The sequence below is a fragment of the Calditerrivibrio sp. genome, from assembly GCF_049968475.1.
In the GTDB taxonomy this organism is placed as follows: domain Bacteria; phylum Chrysiogenota; class Deferribacteres; order Deferribacterales; family Calditerrivibrionaceae; genus Calditerrivibrio; species Calditerrivibrio nitroreducens_A.
Genome location: NZ_JBMFQS010000002.1, coordinates 206,242 through 232,538, shown reverse-complemented (window position 1 = coordinate 232,538; position 26,297 = coordinate 206,242). Strand labels below are relative to the sequence as shown.

At 38.3% G+C, this 26,297-nt stretch carries 25 protein-coding genes, 1 tRNA gene and 1 pseudogene; 20 read left to right on the top strand and 7 right to left on the bottom strand.

Annotation, left to right across the window (positions count from 1 at the left end):
* The 4 genes and pseudogenes from ACP5Q2_RS03785 to ACP5Q2_RS03770 all read right to left on the bottom strand — a co-directional run.
* The coding region (locus ACP5Q2_RS03785) for a type I restriction endonuclease (RefSeq protein WP_428097378.1) at positions 1-489 on the bottom strand (489 nt) is incomplete at its 3' end.
* 56 nt (positions 490-545) lie between these two features.
* Positions 546-737: pseudogene (locus ACP5Q2_RS03780) on the bottom strand (DUF6079 family protein); the annotation flags it as partial.
* 125 nt (positions 738-862) lie between these two features.
* Positions 863-982 (bottom strand): helix-turn-helix domain-containing protein, encoded by a 120-nt coding sequence (locus ACP5Q2_RS03775; RefSeq protein ID WP_428097360.1) that lies wholly within the window; start codon positions 980-982, stop codon positions 863-865.
* A 587-nt stretch (positions 983-1,569) separates the two neighbouring features.
* Positions 1,570-1,645: transfer RNA gene (locus ACP5Q2_RS03770), tRNA-Asn, on the bottom strand.
* A 252-nt stretch (positions 1,646-1,897) separates the two neighbouring features.
* Here ACP5Q2_RS03770 and ACP5Q2_RS03765 point away from each other — a divergent pair.
* The 12 genes from ACP5Q2_RS03765 (at position 1,898) to nifJ (ending at position 16,225) form a co-directional block, all read left to right on the top strand.
* On the top strand, positions 1,898-2,830 hold the full coding sequence (locus ACP5Q2_RS03765; protein ID WP_428097357.1) for a nucleoside recognition domain-containing protein: 933 nt from the start codon (positions 1,898-1,900) through the stop codon (positions 2,828-2,830).
* Positions 2,831-2,918: 88 nt separating this feature from the next.
* Positions 2,919-4,220, top strand: coding sequence for a phenylacetate--CoA ligase family protein (locus ACP5Q2_RS03760; protein ID WP_428097354.1), 1,302 nt, complete (start codon positions 2,919-2,921; stop codon positions 4,218-4,220).
* Positions 4,221-4,232: 12 nt separating this feature from the next.
* Positions 4,233-4,664: an ACT domain-containing protein gene (locus ACP5Q2_RS03755; protein WP_428097352.1), complete on the top strand. Its 432-nt coding sequence runs from the start codon at positions 4,233-4,235 to the stop codon at positions 4,662-4,664.
* A 9-nt stretch (positions 4,665-4,673) separates the two neighbouring features.
* On the top strand, positions 4,674-5,783 hold the full coding sequence (locus tag ACP5Q2_RS03750) for an ABC transporter substrate-binding protein (protein ID WP_428097349.1): 1,110 nt from the start codon (positions 4,674-4,676) through the stop codon (positions 5,781-5,783).
* A gap of 22 nt (positions 5,784-5,805) precedes the next feature.
* Entirely contained in the window at positions 5,806-6,930 is a 1,125-nt protein-coding gene (locus ACP5Q2_RS03745) for an ABC transporter substrate-binding protein (protein WP_428097375.1), read from the top strand.
* A complete protein-coding gene (locus ACP5Q2_RS03740; protein WP_428097346.1) occupies positions 6,930-7,793 on the top strand; it encodes a branched-chain amino acid ABC transporter permease in 864 nt (287 codons plus the stop codon). Before ACP5Q2_RS03745 ends, ACP5Q2_RS03740 begins: the two co-directional genes overlap by 1 nt.
* On the top strand, positions 7,790-8,731 hold the full coding sequence (locus tag ACP5Q2_RS03735) for a branched-chain amino acid ABC transporter permease (RefSeq protein ID WP_428097343.1): 942 nt from the start codon (positions 7,790-7,792) through the stop codon (positions 8,729-8,731). Before ACP5Q2_RS03740 ends, ACP5Q2_RS03735 begins: the two co-directional genes overlap by 4 nt.
* The gene (locus tag ACP5Q2_RS03730) at positions 8,718-9,467 is read left to right on the top strand and encodes an ABC transporter ATP-binding protein (protein ID WP_424605514.1); all 750 of its coding nucleotides are present in this window, start codon (positions 8,718-8,720) and stop codon (positions 9,465-9,467) included. Before ACP5Q2_RS03735 ends, ACP5Q2_RS03730 begins: the two co-directional genes overlap by 14 nt.
* Entirely contained in the window at positions 9,460-10,182 is a 723-nt protein-coding gene (locus tag ACP5Q2_RS03725; protein WP_424605515.1) for an ABC transporter ATP-binding protein, read from the top strand. The genes ACP5Q2_RS03730 and ACP5Q2_RS03725 overlap by 8 nt, the downstream gene beginning before the upstream one ends.
* 1 nt (position 10,183) lies before the next feature.
* Entirely contained in the window at positions 10,184-11,485 is a 1,302-nt protein-coding gene (locus ACP5Q2_RS03720) for a phenylacetate--CoA ligase family protein (protein ID WP_424605516.1), read from the top strand.
* Positions 11,478-12,059, top strand: coding sequence for an HD domain-containing protein (locus ACP5Q2_RS03715; protein WP_424605517.1), 582 nt, complete (start codon positions 11,478-11,480; stop codon positions 12,057-12,059). Before ACP5Q2_RS03720 ends, ACP5Q2_RS03715 begins: the two co-directional genes overlap by 8 nt.
* 608 nt (positions 12,060-12,667) lie before the next feature.
* A complete protein-coding gene (gene nifJ, locus ACP5Q2_RS03710; protein ID WP_428097337.1) occupies positions 12,668-16,225 on the top strand; it encodes a pyruvate:ferredoxin (flavodoxin) oxidoreductase in 3,558 nt (1,185 codons plus the stop codon).
* Positions 16,226-16,343: 118 nt separating this feature from the next.
* Here the strand turns inward: nifJ and ACP5Q2_RS03705 are convergent, their stop codons facing one another.
* The 3 genes from ACP5Q2_RS03705 to pyrR are packed head-to-tail and all read right to left on the bottom strand — an operon-like array spanning position 16,344 to position 19,084.
* Entirely contained in the window at positions 16,344-17,609 is a 1,266-nt protein-coding gene (locus tag ACP5Q2_RS03705) for a dihydroorotase (RefSeq protein ID WP_424605519.1), read from the bottom strand.
* A gap of 1 nt (position 17,610) precedes the next feature.
* Positions 17,611-18,546, bottom strand: coding sequence for an aspartate carbamoyltransferase catalytic subunit (locus ACP5Q2_RS03700; protein WP_424605520.1), 936 nt, complete (start codon positions 18,544-18,546; stop codon positions 17,611-17,613).
* Position 18,547: 1 nt separating this feature from the next.
* Entirely contained in the window at positions 18,548-19,084 is a 537-nt protein-coding gene (pyrR, locus tag ACP5Q2_RS03695) for a bifunctional pyr operon transcriptional regulator/uracil phosphoribosyltransferase PyrR (protein ID WP_424605521.1), read from the bottom strand.
* Between the two features lie 203 nt (positions 19,085-19,287).
* Here pyrR and ACP5Q2_RS03690 point away from each other — a divergent pair, with 203 nt between their 5' ends.
* From ACP5Q2_RS03690 to ACP5Q2_RS03655, 8 genes are read left to right on the top strand one after another with little or no spacing between them, the layout of a single operon-like run.
* On the top strand, positions 19,288-19,674 hold the full coding sequence (locus tag ACP5Q2_RS03690) for a hypothetical protein (RefSeq protein ID WP_424605522.1): 387 nt from the start codon (positions 19,288-19,290) through the stop codon (positions 19,672-19,674).
* Positions 19,674-20,123: an N-acetyltransferase gene (locus ACP5Q2_RS03685; protein ID WP_424605523.1), complete on the top strand. Its 450-nt coding sequence runs from the start codon at positions 19,674-19,676 to the stop codon at positions 20,121-20,123. Before ACP5Q2_RS03690 ends, ACP5Q2_RS03685 begins: the two co-directional genes overlap by 1 nt.
* Before the next feature lie 7 nt (positions 20,124-20,130).
* Positions 20,131-21,246 carry a peptide chain release factor 2 gene (gene prfB / locus ACP5Q2_RS03680; RefSeq protein ID WP_424605524.1) on the top strand — a complete coding sequence of 372 codons (1,116 nt, stop codon included), beginning with the start codon at positions 20,131-20,133 and terminating at the stop codon, positions 21,244-21,246.
* On the top strand, positions 21,243-22,340 hold the full coding sequence (gene alr, locus ACP5Q2_RS03675; RefSeq protein ID WP_428097331.1) for an alanine racemase: 1,098 nt from the start codon (positions 21,243-21,245) through the stop codon (positions 22,338-22,340). The genes prfB and alr overlap by 4 nt, the downstream gene beginning before the upstream one ends.
* Positions 22,333-23,103, top strand: a complete 771-nt coding sequence (locus ACP5Q2_RS03670) for an MlaE family ABC transporter permease (RefSeq protein ID WP_424605526.1) — start codon at positions 22,333-22,335, stop codon at positions 23,101-23,103. The genes alr and ACP5Q2_RS03670 overlap by 8 nt, the downstream gene beginning before the upstream one ends.
* 4 nt (positions 23,104-23,107) lie before the next feature.
* Positions 23,108-23,866 (top strand): ABC transporter ATP-binding protein, encoded by a 759-nt coding sequence (locus tag ACP5Q2_RS03665; protein ID WP_424605527.1) that lies wholly within the window; start codon positions 23,108-23,110, stop codon positions 23,864-23,866.
* A gap of 8 nt (positions 23,867-23,874) precedes the next feature.
* Positions 23,875-25,455 carry an MlaD family protein gene (locus ACP5Q2_RS03660; RefSeq protein ID WP_428097326.1) on the top strand — a complete coding sequence of 527 codons (1,581 nt, stop codon included), beginning with the start codon at positions 23,875-23,877 and terminating at the stop codon, positions 25,453-25,455.
* Between the two features lie 3 nt (positions 25,456-25,458).
* Positions 25,459-26,244, top strand: coding sequence for a 1,4-dihydroxy-6-naphthoate synthase (locus ACP5Q2_RS03655; RefSeq protein ID WP_424605529.1), 786 nt, complete (start codon positions 25,459-25,461; stop codon positions 26,242-26,244).
* Positions 26,245-26,297: the final 53 nt, after the last annotated feature.

Below are 26,297 nucleotides of genomic sequence, written 5' to 3'. Positions count from 1 at the left end.
CAGGGTATTCGTGTAGCCGTTGCCCGCATCCTGCTTGTACTCGACGATCTGCTGCATGGCCCGGCGGGGGCTGACCTGGAGCGACTTGAGTTCGATCTGGGCGAGGGGCAGGCCGTTCACGAGCAGGATCACGTCGTAGCGGTGGAAGCTCGAGCGGGTGTTGATGCGGAGCTGGCTGACCACCTCGAACTCGTTCTTGCACCAGTCTTTGAGGTTGACGAGCTGGTAGTGCAGGGGCGTGCCGTTCTCGCGCTGGAAGGTGTTGCGGTGGCGAAGCCGCTCGGAACAGGCGAAGACGTCGGGGGATACGATCTCGTCGAGGAGCCGCTTGAACTCGTCGTCTGTGAGCTGGATCTGATTGAGCGCCTCGAACTTCTTCCGGAAGTTGCGCTCGAGCGTCTCGCGGTCGCGGATGTCGGGGCGGTAGGTGTATTTGAGGGCTTGCAGCTTTTCGAGCAGCCCTTGTTCAATCTCGTGTTCCTTTGTCATACCCGTGCTTGTCATGCCCGTGCTCCTTGGCGTAGTATTGTCCATTCGAGCCGCTTTCTGACGGCCAAGGACAGGGTCTTGAGCACCTCGCATTTTTCCACCGCGGTGACCCGCTCGAAGGTGTCAATGTAGTCCGGATGCACGGGGAAGAGGCGCACAAACTCGTCCATGCGCTCGTTCATGCGGCCATAGAACTTGGCGAAGGGGGTCAGGTACTCCCGGATTTTCACCTGCTGGTCGGTGGTCTTGCCCGAACCAGCCGGGGCCACCAGCATGACAAGACGGTGGTACAGCTCGGCAGCCTGTCCAATTCCTCGTATGACTCTATCTGCGAGTGGTTCTGCCATTAGCGATCTCCTTCAGACTTCACCAACTAGTTCACTTCTTTCTTGTGGCCCGGCATCTGCCGTTCACTAATCCACTTGTAGACCGTATCCCGATTAATGCCGAAATGGTCCGCAATCTCATCTACTGAGAGCCATCGGTCTTCCATCATTCGACTCCAGTCACGTTTGGCCTCATTGGTTGCCTCGCAGCGGCCTCTTTCTCTTGGTTGATTGGTGTACCACGTTCCAGCCTTCGACGTTTACGTCCCAATAAACCAGGACAAACAGAGTTACAATATATCAGTCTGAGGTCCATTGTCAAGCGTTTTGTCCGGTTATTTTACGTATTTGACCGAGTATAACCCAGTCAAGGCTTCCGGAGCCATCGGGACCCACCGATAGGGGTAAGCCTGTCTGAGATCGGATTTTCACCCACGTAGAGCCATGCCGGAAGCACGGTTCCGTGGACCTGCGCCGAACCAGGACTCGGCGGTGGAGGGAAGGGCCGCCGGGGATTGGCTCGGGATTGGACATGGGAGCCACGATGCGCGCTTGTGTGGCCACGTCGGCGAGTGGATTGGTGGTCCCGACGGCGAGGATATCCTCCTCCGGGACCTGCAGGACCGGGATGCCGGAGGATGTCTCAGGCGGGCGTAAGTCGGCGTGGACACGCCGGAAAAGACGAGACCCCGAGGGGATCACCCCACGGGGTCTTACGTTAAACATGAACCGCCAGAGTTGGCGGGTTGAATTCTGGCTCCCCGAGACGGACTCGAACCGCCAACCTAGTGGTTAACAGCCACCCGCTCTGCCGATTGAGCTATCGGGGATCATCGACTGCGGATGTGCCTTATAACAATTTTTTTATAGTATGTCAAGAAAAAAAATTAAAAAAGTAGTGGAACGAATCAGCTTGAGTGAAATAGTTGTTATTTATTAGTTTGTTAGATGTAATATAATGGCACACATTCCGTCATCTTATTAAAGTGATTAAAAATTGGGTAATACCAGAAAAATGAAAATATTGCTATTTGAGCAAATTATGCTATAATACTTGTGAAAATGATTTCTTGAGGTTTTGAATGCTTATAGATCTCATATTAAAGTCTGGTAAAAGCGCCATTGATCTATGCCTTTATGTCCTGCTACCTGTTATGGTGGTGATGATGTCTTTTATGCATCTGATGGAGGAAAAGAGGGTCCTAAGTTTTATTTCAAGATTTTTTTATCCCATTTTAAAACTATTTGGTTTGCCTGGTCTTGGGATATTTGCAGCTTTGCAGATACTTCTTGTAAGTTTTGCTGCTCCTATTGCTACCCTTACTATAATGGAAAAGGAGAAGATATCCGAAAGGGAGATCGCTTCATCTCTTGCCATGATCTTTACCATGTCCCAAGCAAATGCTGTCTTTCCATTGATAGTTTATGGTTTGAACTTCAAGATTATCTTTATTACTTCTATCATCGGTGGCATTCTTGCATCATCCATTACCTTTTATATTTTTGGCAAACACCTCAGCTACGATAATATTCTACATAGAGAGGTTTTGGAGAAAAGATCTGATAAGTCTGTATTATCTATTTTGTTGGAAGGTGGGAATGAGGCGGTTAATCTGATTATTAGATCTATACCTCTTATACTGCTTGCTATATTTGTGGTGAATGTTTTAAAATCGATAAACTTTATCTTATTCTTGGAGGGTATATTTAAACCTTTCATAACAATTTTTGGGGTAAACCCTTCTGTTACTTTGCCTATTGTAACCAAATTTTTAGCTGGTGGTACAGCCATGATGGCGGTGACTATTGATCTAATCAAATCCGGGATTATGACTGCAAAGGATTTAAATCTAATAGCTGGTTTTATAATAAACCCTTTTGATATTGTGGGTGTTATGGTACTCTGTTCTGCAGGTGATACCACCAAAAAGGTTTTAAAGCAAGCTGCTTTGGGTGCTACGGTTGGGATTATATTTAAAGGTGTCCTTCATTATCTACTCTGTTCTTTGATATAGTGTTTAGATGGTATTAGGTTAAATAATATTTGACATTTTACCGAAATCTTGTTAAAGGATATTAAATTTTTTTAAGTGGGGTTGTGTTATGATATGGAACGAAGAATTCGAAACTCTTCCAAGGGAGGCTTTAGAAGCTCTTCAATTTAAAAGGCTAAAAACTACACTTGAAAGGGTATATGCTACAGTTCCTTTTTACAAGAAAAAATTTGATGAGGTGGGGTTTCATCCGGATAAATTAAAACAGCTGTCTGATTTAAAGTATGTTCCTTTTACCACTAAACAGGATCTCAGGGATAATTACCCTTTTGGTTTGTTTGCCGTTCCAAGGGATCAGGTGGTTAGGGTTCATGCTTCAAGTGGTACGACGGGAAAGCCAACCGTTGTTGGGTATACCAGAAGGGATATCACCACATGGGCGGAGCTTATGGCACGTACCTTTACTGCTGCAGGTGTTAAAAAAGGTGATATACTTCAAAATGCCTATGGATATGGACTATTTACCGGTGGTCTTGGAGCCCATTATGGTGCTGAGATGATTGGGGCTACAGTAATTCCTATATCTGGGGGTAATTCTAAGAGACAGGTAATGCTGATGAAAGATTTTGGATCGAATGCAATTTCGTGTACTCCCTCATATGCACTTAGTTTGTATGAAGCTGCTCTTGAAGAAGGAATAAATGTAAAGGAGCTTCCTTTGAGGGTTGGTATATTTGGTGCAGAGCCATGGACAAACGAAATGAGAAGGGAGATTGAGGAGAAATGGGGAATAGATGCCATAGATATTTATGGTTTGAGTGAAGTTATTGGGCCGGGTGTTTCGTTTGAGTGTATAGAAGCCAAATCTGGCTTGCATATAAATGAAGATCACTTTCTGGTGGAGGTTATAGATCCTGACACAGGTGAACCTTTACCCTATGGTGAAAAAGGGGAGATAGTTTTTACCAGTCTCACCAAAGAGGCTTTACCTGTCATTAGATATAGGACAAGAGATATATCAAGGATCATAAAGGAGCCATGTATCTGCGGTAGAACATTTGTCAGGATGGAAAAGGTTACCGGTAGAACAGATGACATGCTCATAATTAGAGGTGTAAACCTATTTCCATCCCAGATAGAATCTATCCTTATTGAAACCAAGGGGGTTTTGCCGCATTATCAAATTATTGTGGATAGAGTTAATAATCTTGATCAACTGGAGGTTTTAGTCGAGGTGAGTGAGGAGTTTTTCTCTGATGAAATAAAAGTACTCCAAAATCTTGAACAGACAATTGAGAAAAATATTAAAGACCTGATCGGCATTACCTGTAAGGTAAGACTCGTGGAGCCAAAAACTTTAGAAAGAAGCGAAGGGAAAGCTAAAAGAGTAATTGATAAAAGAAAACTATAATAGGGGGTATATATGAAGATTACTCAGATCTCTGTTTTTATCGAAAACAAATCGGGTAGGTTGTTTGAGATTTGTGATCTTTTGGGTAAAAATAATCTTAATATTAGAGCACTATCTTTGGCAGATACATCAGATTTTGGAATTTTAAGATTGATAGTGAATGATCCTGAAAAAGCTTTTACCCTTTTAAAACAGAATGGCTTTACGGTGGGGAAAACGGAGGTTATAGCCGTTGAAGTTCCTGATGTGCCTGGTGGCCTTGCTTCTGTATTGAATGTGTTGAGCGCCAATGATGTAAATGTTGAATATATGTACGCATTTGTGGAGAAAAGCTCAGATTTTGCTGTGATGATTTTTCGCTTTGATGAGGTTGATAGAGCTCTTGATGCTCTGGAGAAGAATGGAATTAAAACCATTGAGGGTGTTAGAATATATGGTATATAGAGGTGAATTATGAAAAAATTTTTTACAATCGCTTTTCTGCTTTGTGCTGGTTATCTTTTTGCTGAGATTAAGGTTGGTGCACTCCTAGCTTTGACAGGTCCGGCATCTATCCTTGGCCTGCCGGAGAAACAGACACTTGAGATGATGGTGGAAGAAATTAATAAAAATGGGGGGATAAATGGTCATAAGATCAACCTTATAGTCTATGATACCCAAAGTATTGATGATGAGGCAAGAAAGAAATTTATAAGGCTTGTTCAGAAGGATGAGGTGAAGATAGTTTTGGGACCGACCACGTCAGGGGAGAGTTTAGCCATAAAAGATCTTGCTTTGCAATATAAGATACCTGTCATTAGTATGGCCTCAAGTGATAGAATAGTTAACCCTATTAACAAGTATGTTTTTAAAGTAGCCCCTTCAGATGATCATGCGGTTCAGACTATTTATTCATATCTCTCAGCAAATAAAAAGGTGAAGGTGGCACTTTTAACGGTTCAAAATGGTTATGGTGATTCCGGAAGAGCATCTCTACTTAAAGAAGCTAAGAATTTTGGTATAGAGATTGTGGCTGATGAAAAATATCTTGATACAGATAAAGATATGACATCTCACCTTTCAAAAATAGCTGCCAAAAAGCCTGATGCTGTAATCTGCTGGGGGGTGGGACCTGCTCCTGCAATTATTGCAAAGAATTTCATGCAGCTAAAGATAAATGCTCAATTAGTAATGAGCCATGGTGTTGCATCAGCTAAGTTTATAGAATTGGCTAAGGATGCTGCAAACGGTATTATACTACCTGCCGGAAGGATGATCGTGGCGGATCAACTACCAGCAAACGATAAATATAAAGGAATTTTGTTGTCATATATCAAAGATTATGAAGGCAGATATAAAACCCCTGTTTCTACATTTGGGGGTCATGCTTATGATGCCATCCAGATAGTTCAACAATCTATAAAGATGGGGGGGGATGATTTAGCCTCAAATATCGAAAAGATAAGGGGTTATGTTGGGACTTATGGTACATTCAATTTTTCTGAAACAGATCATAATGGTCTTTCAAAGGATGCATTTGTTATGGTAAAAATTGACAATATGAAGTGGAAACTTTTAAAATAATTTTGTGATGGGGTAAATTGTGATGAGAAGGATGATCTTTAGCTTTTTAATGGTATTAATTTTTACAACAGTGGCATTGGCTGATATTAAACTTGGTGCTATTTTTTCAATTACTGGACCAGCCTCTTACCTTGGTTTGCCAGAAAAACAGACATTAGAAATGCTTGTGGAAGAGTTGAACAAGAAAAATGGTATAAATGGTGAGAAGATAGATCTTATTATCTATGATGATAAAGGGGAAGATGCCGAAGCAAGGAAAAAGTTTTTAAGATTGGTACAGAATGATAAAGTCATTGCTGTGATAGGTCCATCGAGGACCGGGACATCTCTGGCCATAAAAGAGCTTGCACAGGAAATGGGTATCCCTTTAATTTCTGTAGCTGCGAGCAAAACCATTGTATATCCTGTTCAAAAATATATCTTTAAAACTCCACAATCAGATGAACAGGCGGTGGAGAAGATATACGATTATCTGAAAAAAAATGGTAAGAAAAAGATTGCCATAATTACATCTCAGGATGGATTTGGAGATACCGGCAGAAATGCTCTTATTGCTGAAGCTAAAAATTATGAGCTTGAAGTAGTGGCGGACGAAAGATTTAAAGATACAGATAAAGATATGACCTCCCAACTTTCAAAAATTGCTGCCAAAAAACCTGATGCTGTAATCTGCTGGGGTGTGGGTCCTGCACCTGCGGTAATTGCTAAAAACTATAAACAGTTGAATATGAATATCCCACTTTTTATGTCTCATGGTGTTGCTTCCAAAAAATTTATAGAGCTTGCGGGTGCTGCTACCGATGGAATTTACCTACCAGCCGGCAGGTTAGTTGTGGTTGACAAATTGCCAGATAGTGATAAATATAAACCGATTTTAATGGCATATAAAAAGAGTTTTGAGGCTAAATTTAACTCTCCTGTTTCCCCTTTTGGAGGGTATGCTTATGATGCTTTTCATCTTTTCAAAATGGCAGTTGAAAAAGCAGGAAAAGATAAAGCTAAAATTGCTGATGCCCTTCAGAATATAAAAGGTTTTGTGGGGGTAACAGGTGTATTTAATATGTCAAAAGATGATCATAACGGTTTGGGTAAAGAGTCTTTTATGATGATTAGAATCAAAAATGGAGAATGGGAGATTGCTGAATAATGCAGTTTTTGTACTCAGGGATTACAAGTGGAAGTATATATGCACTTGTTGCCATAGGCTATAACATTATTTACAACACAACAGGTTTGATAAATTTTGCGCAGGGGGAATTTGTGGTTTTGGGTGGTATGCTTATGTATACCACCCTTACAATGTTTGGATTAAATATTTTTTCTGCCTTTTTGATAACATTTATTTTAATGTTTTTAGTAGGTATTCTTTTCGAAAGGGTTTTTTTAAGGTACGTTAGACTTAAAACGGAAATAAATCTTATCACTGTTACCATAGCCCTTGCCATTATATTAAGGGGTATAGCTATGGTGATCTGGGGTAGGGATTCCCTTGCAGTACCTTCATACGTAGAGGAAAAAACTGTTTTGCTTGTGGGGGGGAGTATCACCAGTCAGAGCTTAGTTGTTATTGTTGTATGTTTCTTTACCGCAATAGTATTATCAACATTTTTTAAATATACTAAATATGGTAAAGCTTTTAGAGCCTGCCATGATGATCAGGTTGCTTCCACTATATGTGGTATAGATGTAAATTTGATACGCATGTTGTCTTTTGCTATTGCAAGCTTTCTTGGGGCTCTGGCGGGTGCGATTGTTGCCCCCATTACATTTGTGACCTACACTGATGGAGTTATGTCAGGATTAAAAGGTTTTTCTGCAGCAATCCTTGGAGGATTGGGCAGTTTTTGGGGTGGTCTTTTTGGAGGTTTTTTGCTTGGTGTAATAGAGGGATTTTTTGCATTTATATTACCTTCAGGGTTTAAAGATGCCTTTGCTTTTATTATTCTACTATTAATTCTTTTTGTAAAACCATCTGGATTATTTGGTAAAAAGAAGGCTGTAAGAGTATGAAGAAATTAAATCTATTTTATTTAAGTTTTTTGGCTATTGTTATTGTTTTGTTTTATATTTTTGTGGATAATCAGTTTTATAAAAGTATTCTGATATATATAATGATAAATGCCATAAATGCATCGATGCTAAACATACTTTTTGGCTATACCGGCGTTATATCTTTAGGGCAGGCTGCTTTTTATGGAATAGGCGCCTATACCACAGGGATTTTAACGGTTCATTTCGGGTGTAACCCTATACTTACCATATTAATTGGTATTCTGATTGCTTCATTTGTTGCTTTTTTGGTTGGGTACCCCACTTTAAAACTTCATGGGCATTATCTGGCTATGGCTACACTCGGATTTGGAATGATTTTATACATATTTTTTAATGAGTTTAGTAACTATACCGGTGGCCCCTCAGGGCTTGTGGGGATCCCAAAATTGTCATTATTTGGTTTTAGTCTTGATAATGAGGATAAATTTTACGTTTTTATCTCTATCTATTTTTTCATTTTTTCTATCCTGCTTGAACTTTTTGATAAATCTTATATGTCTTATAAATTAAAGTTTATCAAAGAGTCTGAGTTTGCTTCCAAATCGTTTGGGGTAAATGTTTCAAGGGTTAAGCTTATTGTTTTTGTTTTGGTGGCGGCTGTTACCTCCCTTACGGGAAGTATCTTTGCTTTTTATTCAGGTTTTATCAGTCCTGTGTCGTTTAACCTTAAATATTCCATAGATATCTTTATAATGGCCACAGTGGGTGGTCTTGGAAGTATCGTTGGTGGTACACTTGGGGCAACTATGCTTACAGCTTTTCCGGAGCTTATAACAAATTTTGAAGATTATGAGATGATCATATACGGTACATTGTTACTGATTATCATAATGTTTTTTCCGCAGGGTATTGCGGGGATCTTTAAAAAATTCTGGGGAAGATATGTTAAGTCTTAGGGATATCTCCATAAGCTTTGGTGGTCTAAAAGCTCTTACTGATGTGACTTTTTCGATAGATGATGGAATAAATGCCCTTATAGGTCCCAATGGTGCTGGTAAAACTACACTTTTCAACGTTATATCAGGTTTTCTAAAGCCAGATAACGGTACAGTTGTGTTCAACAACAAAGACATTACATTTAGAGAGCCTTATGAAATTTTTAGTATGGGGATTTCGCGGACTTTTCAGAATCTAAATCTTATTAAAGATGCTACTTTGAGGGAAAATCTATATCTTGGTGTATTTGAGAAAGAGAAGCCATCATTTTTAAAAGATATTTTGCGATTGAACAAGAGATTATGGGAAAAGGTTAATAAAAAGATAGAAGATGTAATGGATCTTACGAATGTTTCTAAATGGCAGCATCTTAAGCCGGATTCTGCACCGTATGGTGTTTTGAAAAATTTTGAGCTTGCAAGGGCATTGATATCAAATCCCGATCTAATCTTATTGGATGAACCTGCTGCTGGGCTAAACAATGCCGAAAAGGAGAATTTAGGGTTAATTATAGACAAAATTGCAGGTATGGGTATAAGGATTCTAATGGTGGAGCATGACATGTCTTTTGTTTCAAGTCTCGCAAAGTATGTGGTCTGTCTAAACTTTGGTAAGGTAATTGCAATGGGTACCTATACCGAAATAAGGCAGAATAAAGAGGTAATAAAAGCTTATCTTGGTGATACAGATGCTTAAGGTGACTTCGCTTACGGTTAGATATGGTTCGATAGTGGCATTGAAAAATGTTTCTGTTCACATTAAAAAAGGTGAATTTGTGGCGCTTATCGGTTCAAATGGTGCCGGGAAAACTACATTGCTTAATGCCATATATGGTCTTGTCGTTTCTGAGGGGGACGTTGTTTTTAAAAATAATAATTTATCAAAAGTTGCTTCTCATAAGAGGATTGAAATGGGACTATCTCTCGTACCGGAGGGTAGAAGGGTATTTCCAAATATGACGGTATTTGAAAACCTCGAGTTGGGAGGCTTTAAGAAAGATAAGCAATTTATAAATAAAAAAATAGATGAGGTGGTCAATCTTTTTCCGGTTTTGAAGGAGCGGTTTAGGCAGCTTGCCGGAATGCTCTCCGGAGGAGAACAGCAGATGCTTGCCATCGCAAGAGCATTGATCTCTGATCCTGAACTTTTGCTGATGGATGAGCCCTCTATGGGTTTGGCACCTATGGTGATAAAAGAGGTGTATGAGAAACTTTCTATTTTGAAAAAGAATGGTCTTACAATCTTCCTCGTGGAGCAGAATGCCATGGCGGCATTAAAATATGCTGATAGAGGATATGTTTTGGAAAATGGTAAGATTGTATTACAGGGGAAAAGTAATGAGTTAATAAATGACAATGAGATAAAGCGTGCATATCTGGGTAAGGAATATAAAGAGAAATGGGAGAGGTAATATGAATTTCTGGCAAAAGGAAGAAGAAACGTTATCCGTGGACGAGATTAAGCAGATTCAATTGGAGCGACTTCAATCGGTTTTGAATCGAGTTTACGATAATGTAACTTTTTATAGGAAAAAATTTAAAGAAATGGGATTGGAGCCTGAATCGCTAAAATCTCTTGATGATATTGCAAAATTCCCCTTTACCTATAAAAGTGATTTAAGAGATAATTATCCTTATGGTATGTTTGCCGTTCCATTGAGGGATATTGTCAGAATTCATTCTTCTAGTGGTACCACCGGTAAGCCCACCGTTGTGGGATACACAAGAAATGATCTTGAAAATTGGAAAGATCTGGTGGCAAGAATTATGGTGGCAGGAGGGGTTACTGCAAATGACATTGTACATATAGCTTTTACTTATGGTCTTTTTACCGGTGGATTTGGTTTACATTATGCTGCAGAACATATCGGTGCCAGTGTTATTCCAGTATCCAGCGGAAATACAAAGAGACAGATCATGATCATGCAGGATTACCGAAGTTCTGTGCTTGTTTGCACACCTTCCTATGCGCTTCATATAGCAGAGACACTTGATAAATTGAATCTTACTAAAAATGACATACATCTTAAATATGCCCTTTTGGGGAGTGAACCATGGGGGGAAAAGATACGGGAAGAGGTGGAAAGAAGACTTGGTGTAATAGCAACAGATAATTACGGTCTTTCTGAAGTTATGGGGCCAGGTGTATCGGGAGAATGCCTATTTAAGAATGGCTTACATGTCAACGAAGATCATTTTTATGTGGAGATAATCGATCCTGAAACCTGTGAGCCACTACCTGAAGGTGAAAAAGGTGAACTCGTGATTACAACCCTCACAAGGGAAGCGATGCCACTTATAAGGTATAGAACGAGAGATATCACAAGGCTTTATAGAGATAAATGTCCCTGTGGAAGGACCCTCATCAAAATGGAAAAACCATCTGGTAGAACGGATGATATGATTATAGTAAACGGTGTGAATATATTCCCATCTCAGGTGGAAGAGGTGTTAAAAGAATTTGATCAGGCCACACCACATTATATGATATTTATAAAAAAGAAAGGGCGGCTTGACATGCTGGAAATAGATATAGAAATGACAGAAGCTTTATTTTTTGATGAGATGAAGAAGCAAAAGGCTATTCTGGAGCAGATTACAGAGAGAATGTTTAATGTTTTGGGAATCAAGCCAGCTATAAAGTTTGTGGAGCCTAAAACTATTGAGCGTTTTGAAGGGAAAGCCAAGAGGGTGATAGATCTAAGAAATGTTTGATTTAGAGAAGGTTGTTAATTTCTTTTTTGAAACTGGAAGCCTGCAAAAAATGCAGAGAAGTGGCAATATATTTTTAGGTACCGGCAATCAAACTGTGGCTTCCCATTCTTTTAGAGTTGCCATTATTGCATATGTACTTTCCAGGATATTGAAGGCTGATAGCTATAAGGTAGTTATTACAGCACTTTTTCATGATATTGAGGAAAGTAGAACCGGTGATTTAAACTATCTACAGCAGATGTATGTGAAATCAGAAGATGAAAAGGCACTAATAGATGTTATAAAGGATTTACCGGTTGAGGGGGAGATAAAGGATTTTATAAAGGAATATGAAGGGCTTAATACCTTGGAGTCTAAAATAGTAAAAGATGCCGATACACTTGAATTGATACTTTTTCTTAAAGAGGAATTGGATAAAGGGAATAATCAGGCAAAAAATTGGATAGATACAGCAAAGAGAAGATTGATAACTAATCTTGCCAAAGAGCTCTGTTTATATATAGAAAATGGACACTATTATGATTGGTGGTATAGTATAAGGAATGATTGGGAAAATGGAAGCAAAAAATGGTGAGGAGAGATACCCTGGGCTAATTGAGACATTTTTCTGTTGTTTGAGGCTTATCTTTTTTTCGGAAAAAGATCTCCTGAGAGTATATATTGATAAAAGATTGACCAATAATCTTATAACTATTTTTCTTTTAACTTTATTAATACCTTATAAATCTATTAATTCTGATAATTTATATGATTTAGGAAATACAGTTGGGGGAATCTTTTTTACTTTCTTTTTTATACTGTTTCTTTATCTGTTTATACCTAACAAAAATATTTCCTTTTTTTTGTTCTTGAAGCTCTTTTTACCACTTGAGTTGATAAATATATTTACACCAATAAGTTTTTTATTAAAAAGTGATCAGATATTATATTTTACAATAATTCTTATATCCTGGTATCTGTCACTTTCAGTATTTATTTACAGCCGTGTGACTGGAAGCAGTTACTTTAAAAGTACAGTGGTGGTTTTATTAAGCTTTGTAGTTAGTAATATAATGATATTATTAGAATAATTTTATTATATTCATATTTTAATTGACTAATATGTTTTAATTAGGTAAAATCTAATATATATATCTAAATTAAAGAAAAATTAAGTATTACTTAACATAAAAAGGAGGCAACATGAAAAGAAGGTTTGTTCAAATTGATGGCAACACCGCAGCGGCATATGTGGCTCACGCCACCAATGAAGTTATTGCTATATACCCTATTACTCCATCTTCTGTTATGGGGGAGATTGCTGATGAAAAGTCTGCCAAAGGGGAGAAAAATATCTGGGGTACTGTCCCAAAGGTTGTGGAGATGCAATCTGAGGGGGGGGCTGCTGGTGCAGTTCATGGTGCACTTGCATCCGGGGCATTGACTACGACTTTTACAGCCTCACAAGGGCTTTTATTGATGATACCTAACATGTTTAAAATAGCAGGGGAACTTACACCCACAGTATTTCATGTCAGCGCAAGGGCGGTTGCCACACATGCACTCTCGATTTTCGGTGATCATTCAGACGTTATGGCCTGCAGGCAAACAGGGTGGGCGATGTTGTGTTCCAGTAATCCCCAGGAAGTTATGGATTTTGCATTGATTGCTCAGGCAGCCACTCTTGAATCAAGGGTTCCTTTTCTGCATTTCTTTGACGGTTTTAGAACATCCCATGAGATCAGGACAACAGAAGAGCTTACGTTTGACGATATGAGGGCTATGCTGGATGATGAACTGATTGCTGCACATAAAAGAAGAGGGTTAAACCCTGAGCATCCTGTAGTGAAAGGTACAGCACAAAACCCTGATGTGTTTTTCCAGAGCCGGGAAGCCTGCAATAAATATTATGAGAAAGTACCTGCCATCACCAAAAAATATATGGACAAATTCTTTGACATCACCGGAAGAAGATACGATTTAGTCGAATATTTTGGAGATCCGCAGGCTGAAAAAGTCATCGTAATTATGGGTTCTGGGGCTGATGTGGTAAAAGAAACCGTTGAATATATGAATTCTAAAGGTGAAAAAGTTGGTGCTGTGGTTATCAAGTTGTATAGACCATTCCCATTGGATTCTTTCATCAATGCTTTACCAAAAACAGCTCTTAAGATAGCCGTCCTTGATAGGACGAAAGAGCCGGGTTCACTAGGGGAGCCTATGTATCTCGATGTCAGAACGGCAATTGGTGAGGCAATGCAGAAGAAGATGATCAGTTATCCTAAATACCCAACTATAGTTGGTGGTAGATATGGACTAGGTTCAAAAGATTTCACTCCAGCTATGGTAAAAGCAGTATTTGATAATCTTGATGCTGCAGAGCCTATCAATGGATTTTCTGTTGGTATAGAGGATGATGTTACATTTAAGAGTCTTAAATATGATAAAAATTGGTTAGTTCCTCAGGACGATGTGTTCAATGGAATGTTTTACGGACTCGGTTCTGATGGTACGGTTGGTGCTAATAAAAACTCTGCTAAGATCATCGGTGATCTTACAGGAAATAAGGTACAGGCTTACTTCGTTTACGATTCCAAGAAGTCTGGATCTATGACTATTTCCCACGTGAGATTTGGTAATAAGGATATAAAAAGTTCATATCTTATTCAGAAAGCAGATTTTATTGGTTGCCATAAATTCACTTTCCTTGAGCTCTATGATATATTAAAGCCTTTGAAAAAGGGTGGAGTATTCCTTTTGAATAGCCCATATGGTAAGGATGAAGTGTGGGATAAACTGCCAGTAGAAGTTCAGAAAGAACTCATAGAAAAAGAAGCCAAATTTTATGTGATCGATGCAGATAAGATTGCTGAAAAGATTGGGCTTGGTAATAGAACAAATACAATTCTTCAGACAGCTTTCTTTAAAATTTCTAATATTTTACCTTTTGATAAAGCTGTTGAAGCAATCAAATCAACAATCAAAAAGACTTACGGTAGATATGGCGATAAAGTGGTAAATATGAATATAGCTGCTGTAGATGCTGGAATTAATGAAGTATATGAAGTAAATTATCCAAAAACTGCCACAAGTAACATTAAGATGCATAAATACATTACCGACCCTACAGCTCCAGAAATTGTTAAGAATGCCATCAGCAAAATGGTTGCATTTGAAGGGGATGATGTGCCGGTGTCATGGCTTCCGGACGATGGGGTTTTCCCAACTGGTACAAGTAAATATGAAAAAAGAAATATAGCAAATTTTGTACCGGAGTGGGATCCAGAGATCTGTATTCAGTGTGGTATCTGTTCATTTGTTTGCCCACATGCCACAATAAGAATGAAAATTTATGAACCTGATGCACTAAAAAATGCTCCATCCACCTTCAAGTCTGCGGATGCAAAGGGGAAAGAGTTTGCCGGTATGAAATGTACCATTCAGGTTGCAGTTGAAGACTGTACCGGCTGTGGTGCCTGTGTGTATAACTGTCCAGCCAAGAGCAAGGCTGATCCCACTAGAAAAGCGATCAATATGGTTCCTCAGGTACCTTTGAGGGAGAAAGAGAGGGAGAATTTCAACTTCTTCTTATCCATACCAGAGCTTGATATTAAAAAGTATGATAAATCTACACTAAAGGGTAGCCAACTTGCTCCTCATATGTTTGAATTCTCTGGTGCATGTGCTGGTTGTGGTGAAACCCCATATATAAAACTTCTCTGCCAGCTTTTTGGGGATAGAACTATCATTGCAAATGCCACTGGTTGTTCTTCCATCTATGGTGGTAACTTACCCACTACCCCATATACCACAAGGTTTGACGGAAGGGGACCGGCCTGGGCAAATTCACTTTTTGAAGATAATGCAGAATTTGGTTTTGGAATGAGGCTTGCTGTGGATAAATTTAATCAGATGGCCACCGAGTATTTAAACGCACTAAAAGATAAAATAGGTGCCGGTCTTGTGGATGAGATACTCAATGCTTCCCAGAGAAATCAGATTGAAATTGAGGCCCAAAGGGAAAGAGTGGCTAAACTCAGGGAAATTTTAAAAGGTATCGAAAGTGTTGAGGCTAAAAAGCTTGATGAGATTGCTGATTACCTTGTTAAAAAGTCAATATGGATAGTTGGTGGCGATGGCTGGGCTTACGATATTGGCTATGGTGGGCTTGACCATGTAATTGCTCAATCTCAGGATGTTAATATTCTTATACTTGATACAGAAGTTTACTCAAATACAGGTGGTCAGGCTTCTAAATCAACCGCTACAGGTGCTTTTGCTAAGTTTGCCTTTGCAGGTAAAGAGGGTGACAAGAAAGATCTTGGTATGATTGCCATGACGTACGGAAATGTTTATGTTGCAAAAGTATCTCTTGCAAACCCTGCACAGTGTATAAAGGCTTTTGTGGAAGCTGAAGCTTACGATGGTCCTTCTATAATAATAGCATACTCCCATTGCATAGCTCATGGTATAGATATGTCAAAAGGTGTTGAGCAGCAGAAACTTGCAGTTCAGTCAGGTTACTGGAACCTCTACAGGTTTAACCCTATGCTTGCAAAAGAAGGGAAAAATCCTCTTATAATAGACAGCAAAGAGCCATCCGTTACAGTAGAGGAGTATATGAAAACAGAAACGAGATTTAAGACGATTATGCAGACATTCCCTGAAAGGGGTAAAGAATTGGCTGATCACGCAAATAGGGCTGCTAAAAGGAAATATAATATTTATAAACAAATTGCTGAAATCAAATGTAATGAGTAATATAATAGGGGGGGCTTAGCCCCCCTATTTTATTTTAAAGTAGATAACAAATCTGATTTAATTATAGATTTTATGATGATATAATGTACAGGGGATGGTTCATCCCCCTAAAACATTACTAAAGTTCGTATACTATTTTACCTGATTTTATTGTGATACAGTTTATACCTTTGAGTTTTTTACCAATAAATGGTGAATTTGATGATTTGGATCTGTTTAGATTTTCGTCGAAAATGTATTCTTTATCTTTATCTATAATGGCTAAATCTGCTATTTTACCTTCTGCCACCAAGCCTTTATCGGCCAATCCCAAAATTTTTGCGGGATTGTAAGAGGTATATTTTACAAAATCGTTTAGGGTTATAACTTCCTCTTCCACCAGTTTTAAAGTTAACGGGATGAGTGTTTGAAGTCCAATTATTCCGAATGCAGCAAGATCAAACTCCACAAATTTTTCATCCCTGTGGTGGGGTGCATGGTCAGTGGCAATACAATCAATTAGACCATCTTTAAATGCTTTTTTTATTGCATCTACATCCTCTTTTGTTCTAAGAGGAGGGTTCATTTTGTAGTTTGTGTCGTAGGATAAAAGCTCATCCTCTGTAAGGGAGAAATGATGTGGTGCCACTTCACATGTTACTCTATAACCTTTTTCTTTTGCAAATCTTATCAACTCGAGAGAACCTTTTGTACTGACATGGCAGAAATGGAAATGTGCCCCAGTAAGCTTTGATATGAGGATATCTCTGGCGATGATGATCTCTTCTGCTTCCGCCGGTATCCCTTTCAACCCTGTGATGGTGGAGATTTTTCCATCGTTTATGGCTCCTTTTGCAGCAAGGTTTATATCTTCAGAATGTGAGAGAACTATACCACCCACACCATTGATATACTCTGCAGCCCTTCTCATTACTTCAGAGTTCATTACAGGTTTACCATCATCGGAGAAGGCTATGGCTCCGGCAGCTTTCATCTCTCCTATTTCTGCAAGCTCTAAGCCTTCCAACCCCTTGGTAATGGCTCCTACAGGATAAAGATCTATTAGTCCTACTTTTTTTGCTTTATCTATCATATATGTTGTGATGTATGCGTTATCGTTTACAGGTTTTGTGTTGGCCATTGGAAGGGATGTGGTCACACCTCCAGCCACAGCAGCCCTACTTCCGGATTCTATATCCTCTTTGTATTCGAATCCTGGGTCTCTGAAATGGACATGCATATCAATAAGACCTGGTACTACTATTTTGCCTGTACAATCTATTGTTCTGTCAGCTTTTTCGGATATGGATCCTATCGATTTAATTCTATCATCTACAATGAGAATATCTGCTTTAATTGTTTTGTCAAAGTTTATTATTTCACAATTTTTTAATAGCAAAGACATATTATTCCCCCAATTTTGTATTTTGTTGCATTGCAAGAAGATACATAACTGCCATTCTCACGGCAACACCATTTTCCACCTGAGTAAGAATTACCGATCTGTCACAATCAGCCAGATAAGATGGAAGCTCCACACCTCTGTTTATTGGACCAGGGTGCATAATAATTGCATCTTTCTTGGTAAGTTCAAGTCTGTTTTTATTCAATCCAAATAATTTTGAATATTCTTTTAAAGATGGAAAAAGTGCTATCCCCTGCCTTTCTAATTGAATTCTGAGCATCATTACTACATCGCAATCTTCTAAGGCTTCCTCCATTGAATTACACACTTTACAGCCTAAAGGTAGGTAATCTCTTGGTATCATGGTTTTAGGTCCATAGAGTCTTAAATCTATTCCAAGTTTTTTCATCGCCCAAGCATTGGATCTTGCCACACGGCTATGCGTAATGTCTCCGATTATTGCCACTTTTAGCCCTTCCAAATTCCCTTTATGCTCTTTTATCGTATAAAGATCAAGAAGTGACTGGGTTGGATGTTCATTTGTACCATCACCGGCATTTATGACGTGTGCTTTAGTATTTTGGGCTATAAATCTTACCGATCCGGAGTAGTAGTGTCGCACCACAAACATATCCACACCCATAGATTCTATGTTTTTTACTGTATCGATAAGAGTTTCCCCTTTTGTGGTGCTACTTGCAGATGCAGTAAAGTTGATCACATCCGCCGATAATCTTTTGCCTGCAATTTCAAATGATGTTCTTGTTCTGGTGGATGGCTCAAAAAAGAGGTTTACTATGGTTTTCCCCTTCAATGCCGGGACCTTTTTAATCTCCCTTGAATTAATTTCTTTGAATTTTTCAGCTGTGTCAAGTATCTCAAGGATCTCTTCTTTTGTGACATCCACAAGCCCAGTAAGGTCTTTTCTATTCAACATATTACCCCCTTTTCTCTATGGTTACTGAATCCAAGCCGTCTATCTCATGCAGTTTTACGTTAATCTTTTCTTCAATATTCGTTGGAACATATTTTCCAACAAAGTCCGGCTGAATGGGTAGTTCCCTGTGTCCTCTATCTATCAGTGCTACAAAGATAATTTTTTTTGGTCTGCCGTAGTCGATAATCGCATCAAGAGCAGCCCGCACAGTTCTCCCGGTGAATATTACATCATCAATTAATATTATTGTTTTACCTTTCACATCAAAGTTTAGATCAGAGCCCAAAAGTTTTGGAAATTCTGAAATTTCTGTCAGGTCGTCCCGATAAAGGGTTATGTCTAAATACCCTATCATTGGTTTTAACGATTTAAATTTTTCAATTGTGGAGGCAATCCTATCCGCTAATATGGCTCCTCTTCGTTTAATCCCCACCAGGGCAAAATCGGCATCATCTTTGATCTTTTCGATAATCTGAAAGCTTAGTCTTACCAGTATGTTGTCAATTTCATGCTTGTTTAAAATCTCTTTTTCCACCATAAAACCTCCAAAAAAAAAGCCTCCCAGAAACTCTGGAAGGCATTAGTTTATTTTGATGAATTATTTTTTCCCATTTTTTACTCCTTTATAAAACTTCAATTTAATACCCCCTATTTTTTTCTATGTCAATAAAATTCTTGATAATTTTTAATTTGTGAATTAGAATACCAATTGTATGTAGATCTACAAGAAGGAGGACTATAATGAAAAAATATATTTTAGGTTTGTTCTTTTTAATGTTATCGGTTTTTAATATAACGGGATGTGTTCCTGTTGCTGTGGTGGCCGGGGCAGGTGTTACCTATAGTGTTACCGCGGATGCTGTTTCTGATTCCATAGATAGACCCAAAGAGATACTAATTGAGAAGTTTATCCAAACTATAAAAAAAGATGGTGCCCTTGTCATCTATTCCAGTATAGCTGAAGGTAGTGTGAGGGCGGAAAAAGGTTCTTACAAATACTATTTTGATGCTAAAGAGGTCAATGAGAAGATCACAAAATTTACAATAAGAGCCAGAAAGGGGTATAATACTATTCCTGACAAAGAAGAATCTATAAGAATTTATAATCTTTTTAAGAAGAGTTTATAGTGATTAGAAAGGCAAAAATCAGCGATGCTAAAAGAATTCAAGAGCTGGTAAATCATTTTGCTGATAAAGGTGAAATGCTGCACTTGAGTCTTGATCAAATATTTGAGAGGATTTTTGAATTTCTTGTGTATGAAGAAGATGGAAGAATTTTAGGCTGTTGTGCTCTTCATCCTACATTGGGTAACTTAGCAGAGATAAGATCCCTTGCGGTGGATGAATCTGCCCATGGTAAAGGAATTGGTAGGATCCTTGTGAATGAATGTTTGAAATTAGCAAAAGATATGGGATTTAAAGAGGTATTCGCCCTTACTTATAAACAGGAATTTTTTGAAAAGGTTGGGTTCAAAGTTGTGAAAAAGGAAAGCTTTCCGCGAAAGATCTGGTCAGATTGTCTGAAATGTCCAAAATTTCCGGATTGTGATGAAATTGGTATGATTATTACGTTGTAGAGGGGTTATGATTTTAGAAGAGATTTTACAGGAGTATGAAGATTTAAAAGAGAAACTTGTAAGATTTAAAAAAATAGTAAATGAAGAGCAGCTTAAGGAAAAATTATCCAATATAGAGAAACAAACTCATGATCCAGATTTCTGGAGCAATAAAGAATCTAAACATCTGCTCAAAGAGCAGTCGAATATCAAAAAATTTCTTGATGACTGGTATTATCTTGTGAGAAGGTTTGAGGATATGGATGTCTTACTCGAATTACAAGAAGAGGGAGAAAATGTTGCTTCAGAAATCGAAGAGAATTTTTCTGAACTAAAACAGATAGTAAACGATTTTGAATTAAAACTTATATTAAATGAGGAAAATGATATAAACAACGCAATTCTTACAATCCATTCTGGGGCTGGCGGTACAGAGGCAAACGACTGGGCTAATATGCTCTTGAGGATGTACATCAGGTGGGCGGAAAACAGAAAGTTTAAGTATGAGATGCTTGATTACCAGGCAGGTGATGAAGCAGGTATCAAATCTGCCACGCTCAACATAATTGGACCTTATGCCTATGGCTATCTGAAAGGGGAAACAGGTGTGCATAGACTTGTGAGGCTTTCACCTTTTGATGCAAACAATAAAAGACATACATCTTTTGCATCTGTGTTTGTGCTTCCAGAGATTGATGATGATGTGGATATAGTCATAAATGAATCGGATCTTAAAATAGATACTTTCAGGTCAGGTGGGGCTGGTGGTCAGCACGTAAATACAACAGACTCTGCAGTGAGAATTACTCATCTACCTACGGGTATTGTTGTTTCCTGTCAGAATGAGAGAAGTCAGCACAAAAACAAGGCGCATGCCCTTAAAATATTAAAATCGAAGCTTTACGAATTAGAGATGGAGAAGAAAAATAAAGAGAAGAATGAGCTTGAAAGTTCAAAAACTGAGATAAATTTTGGCAGTCAGATAAGATCCTATGTGTTGCATCCTTATAAAATGGTGAAGGATTTGAGAACCCGCCACGAAACTGGAAATCCTGATGCTGTGCTTGACGGTGACTTGGATGATTTTATAAGAAGTTATCTCTTTCACAAGGCGGGGATGCAGTCCCAGGGGGATAAAGAGTGAACAGAAATCTCAGAGGGACTTATGCGCTGGTGGATCTTAAAAGATATTTAAATAATCTAAATATTGCAAGAAAGCTTTCAAAATCGTATATTACTCCTGTTATTAAAGCAAATGGCTATGGACATGGTGCAATAGAGCTTGCAAGGTTTACCCTTGAGCATTCTGATATAAGAATATTCTGTGTTGCAACCTTTGAAGAAGGGGTTACATTAAGAGATGGTATAGGTGAAGCAGCGGAAATAATTGTCCTGGGATTTGTGGACGAGTATTTTTTCAATGAGTTGATTACGAATAATCTCCTGATAAATATATATGATGATGAGATTGCTTTTAGATTTAATAAATATCTCGAAAAAAAAGGGATGAAATATCCTGTAAGTATAAAAATAGATACAGGTATGAACAGGCTTGGTTTTGATGTTTCTATGAATTTCAGTGATTTTAATGAAAAATATCCAAATCTGATACCAAAGGTTTTGATGAGTCATCTTTCAAGTCCCGATAGCGATCTTGAGTATACATCCTGGCAGATAGATAGATTTTCATCAGTGGTGGAAAGGGCCAAAAAGATTTTTCCTCACATCAAAAGCTCATTATTTAATTCTTCAGCTTTGTTGTCTTTTGAAAACAGTTTTGATTATTCAAGGCCAGGAATTTTGACTTACGGTTTTGTTAAATCTGACTATGACATTGGTATAAAGCCGGTGATGAAGATATTTTCAAAGATAATACATGTAAAATATCTTGATAAAAATGAATCAGTTGGGTATAATAGAACTTACATTACAGGGAAAAAAACGATTCTTGGAGTTTTGCCTATTGGGTATGCTGATGGTTACAATAGACTATTATCAAACAAAGGGTTCGTTTATGTGGATGGGTATAAATGCCCCATAATAGGTAGGATCTGTATGGATATGACTATGATAGATATTAGCGATTTGCCGGAAGGGAAGTGGTATAAAGAGGTGGAGATTTTAGGGGATAATATCAGGGCAGACGAGATGGCAAAGATGTGTAACACCATATCTTATGAAATACTCACAAGTATTTCTTCAAGAATACCAAGAATTTACGAGGGAATAGATGAATAGGGTTTTATCCCTTATAGGTGCTCCAATATTGAATCTTGCCTTAGAATCCGGAAGGATCTTTTTGCTTTTAATAGATTCAATATTATGGATTTTTAGACCGCCTTTCAGATGGAAGCTTTTGATAAAACAGATGGAATTTATAGGTGCCAATTCCATTTCTGTAATAATTCTTACAGGGACTTTTACGGGGATGGTTTTTGCCTTCCAGAGCTATATAGGTTTTCACAAGTTTGGTGCTGAATATATGGTGGGTACTGTTGTGGGGCTGGGGATGGCAAGGGAGCTTGGACCTGTTTTAAGTGCCATCATGGTGGCTGCAAGGGCCGGTTCTGCCATTACCGCTGAAATTGGTACAATGAAAGTTACCGAGCAGATCGATGCATTGCATTCACTTGCGGTGGATCCTGTTCAGTATCTGGTGACCCCCAGGATATTGGCTGGACTTCTGGTTATGCCATTGTTAAACAGTATCGCCGTTTTTTGTGGAGTAGTGGGTGGGTATTTCGTGGGCGTTAAGATATTAGATATAAATAGAACACTCTATCTTCAATATATGTATCAGTATGTTGATTTAAGCGACCTTTACAATGGCATGATAAAGTCTGTAGTATTTGGGCTTATTTTAACATTGGTTGGTTGCTACAAAGGGATGGCGGTATCAGGTGGTGCTGAAGGTGTGGGTAGATCTACTACAGAATCTGTTGTGCTGTCATGTATTTTGATACTTGTTTTTGACTATATACTTACGGCGTTTATGTTTTGATGATATGGAAAATATAATCATAGAAATGAAAAATGTTCACAAAAGTTTTGGTAAACACCAGGTTCACAAAGGGATAAATATCAAAGTGCCACAGGGGGGGATTACGGTTATACTTGGTCCTTCTGGTACAGGTAAGTCTGTGTTGTTGAAAGAGATGATGGGGCTTTTGATGCCTGAAAAAGGTGAAGTAATCGTTGATGGTGTTGATATAACCAAAATATCCAAAGTGGAGCTGGTCAATATTAGAAAAAAATTTGGGATGCTTTTCCAGAATGCTGCTCTATTCGATTCAATGACAGTGTATGACAATGTTGCGTTCCCTTTGAGGGAACATACAAAGTTAAAAGAGAAGCAGATAAGAGAGATTGTTTTGGAAAAATTGAGACTGGTTGGTCTAAAGGATGTGGAAAATAAGATGCCTTCGGAGCTTTCTGGCGGGATGAGAAAAAGGGTGGGGCTTGCAAGAGCTATTGTGTTGGAGCCAAAGATCATTCTTTATGATGAGCCTACGACCGGTCTTGATCCCATTATGAGGGATGTGGTGGATGATCTCATATATAATACCCAGAAGCAGTTGAATATCACCTCTGTAGTTATATCCCACGATATAGACAGTGCCTTTAAAATAGCTGATTATATGGCAATGATTTACGATGGTGTAACTGTTTTGAATGATACAAAGGAGAATTTTAAAAATTCTGACAATCCTTATGTTAGGCAGTTTATAAATGGTTCGAAAGATGGACCTATAAAGATGTTTTAGGGGGATTTATGAAGTTAGGGCTCGAAGCAAAAGTCGGCTTTTTTGTTATCGTTTCGCTGATAGTTTTAGGGTATATGACCACAAAAGTGGGGGATTTTAACTTCGGGAAAGATAAAGGGTATTCCATAAAGGCTGTTTTAAATAATGCGTCTGGGCTCAATACAGATGCTCCGGTGAAGTTTAAGGGTGTGAATGTGGGTAAGGTTAAAAATATATCCCTTGAAGATGGTAAGGTCGTGGCAGAGATGTTAATTGAAGACAAATATAAGATTCCTGCAAAAGTGAGGGTAATTGTGAGATCCTCTGGCTTTTTGGGGGAGAAATACGCCGAACTTGAAGAACTACCAAATCAAACAGGAGAATATCTGGCTGCAGGATCTATTGTAAAGGATACAAAGGATGTAACAGATTTTGATCAATTGGGTAATAAATTGGGGGATATAGCAGACGATATAAAAGCTATTACAGCTTCCCTCAGGGATGTCCTTGCAACTAGTGAAGGGAAAGAGAATATGAAGGTCACCCTTGATAATATAAGACAGACCACAGATGTTTTGAAAAATATAATGGCATACAATGAAGCTCGAATTAATGCCGTTATCAAAAATATCGAAGCAATAACCGTGGTGGTAAAAAATATGGCTACCGATAATCAGGAGAATATTAATCAACTCCTTGCCAATTTAAAGGATGTTTCCCAGACGTTGAAAGAGCAAACACCACAGATAGCTGGAAAAGTAAACAGTATAACGGGTAATATAGACAACCTTGTGACGGGCTCTAAAGGTAATCTTGAGGATTCTATTAAAAATATAAAAACTGTTACCGCAAAGCTTGAAAAAACTGTTGATAATATCAATAGCATAACGGATAAAATCAATAAAGGTGAAGGGACAATAGGTAAACTTGTAAACGATAATCAGACGGTGGATAATATAAACGAAACGCTTAAAGGGGTTAGAAACCTATTTACTAAGATGGATGAATTTAAGTTTTATCTAAACTTTGAAGGGGAAAAATTGATGGATACAGGGGAGACAAAGGGGTATTTTAAACTAAAAATACAGCCAAAACCTGATAAGTACTATCTCCTGGGTCTTGCTTCAAATCCTGATGGGAAGTCCACCACTACCTATACTACATGGAGTGGTACATCACCATATGGATCCACAAGCAGTGGGGGTACTTATGTTGAAACAAAGAGAAAGGAAAATTCCATAACATTCATTGCCCAATATGCCAAAAGATTTATGGATATGGTGGACTTAAGGATAGGGCTTATGGAGTCTGAATTTGGGGTGGGTGCTGATTATTTCCCTTTTAACAAAGGAAAGAATGCTGAAAAATATAAGGATAAGTTTGTAGTGTCATTTGATGCTTATGATTTCAGTACTAAATCGTCCCCCAGGGATCCCCATCTAAAGGTAAAAGGGCAATACAATTTTACAAAAAATCTCTACGTTAATGCTGGTTATGATGATTTTCTTAATAAAGATACAAGATCAACCTTTGTGGGGGCGGGCCTAATATTTCTCGATGATGACCTTAAGTATCTATTGGGTAAGATACCGTCACTACCGGGTAATTAGATTATGATCAATATCGGAATCTCCCCTTGTCCAAACGATATATTCATCTTTGGCCCAATAATGCGGGGGATAATAAAAACCGATTTAAGCTTTGATTTTCGTCTTGATGACGTGGAAAATCTTAATAAATCTGCTATTGATGGTTTTTTTGATGTGGTAAAAGTATCCTATGGTGTTTTACCTCATATAATTTTTAAGTATAAAATTTTGACCTGTGGGGGGGCTTTGGGGCATAAGAATGGACCAATTGTAGTTTCAAAAAAATATGATTCCATTGAAGAATTAAAAGGTAAAAAAATAGCGGTTCCGGGGTTTAATACGACGGCTTTTCTGCTTTTTAAGACGTTTTTTGGTGAACTGTTCCATTTTGTTGAAATGAGATTTGATAAAATATTAGCTGCGATAGATTTAGGTATGGTGGATGCAGGTATTATAATACATGAGGGACGCTTCGTTTATCAAAATTTTGGTCTGACACTTCTTTCTGATCTTGGGGAATTGTGGGAAGAGAGATTTTCTTTGCCTATTCCTCTGGGGGCCATAGCAATAAAAAATGAAATTTTAGATTTATCTACCTGTATAAAGGGTTTAATTAAGGACTCCATCAAACATTCCTTTGAATACTTTGAGGATTCAAAAGAATTTTGTAAAAAATACTCACAGGAATTAGATGACAACGTTCTTGAAAATCACATCTCATACTTTGTGAATGAATATTCCATGGATATGTCAGATATAGCACCCACCATTGCCAGAGTTTTGAATCTTCCGGAGAATATTTTTATTTAGATGTATTATTGGCTTATTTGGTATACGATCTTTTATTGTGTAATCCATAGTAT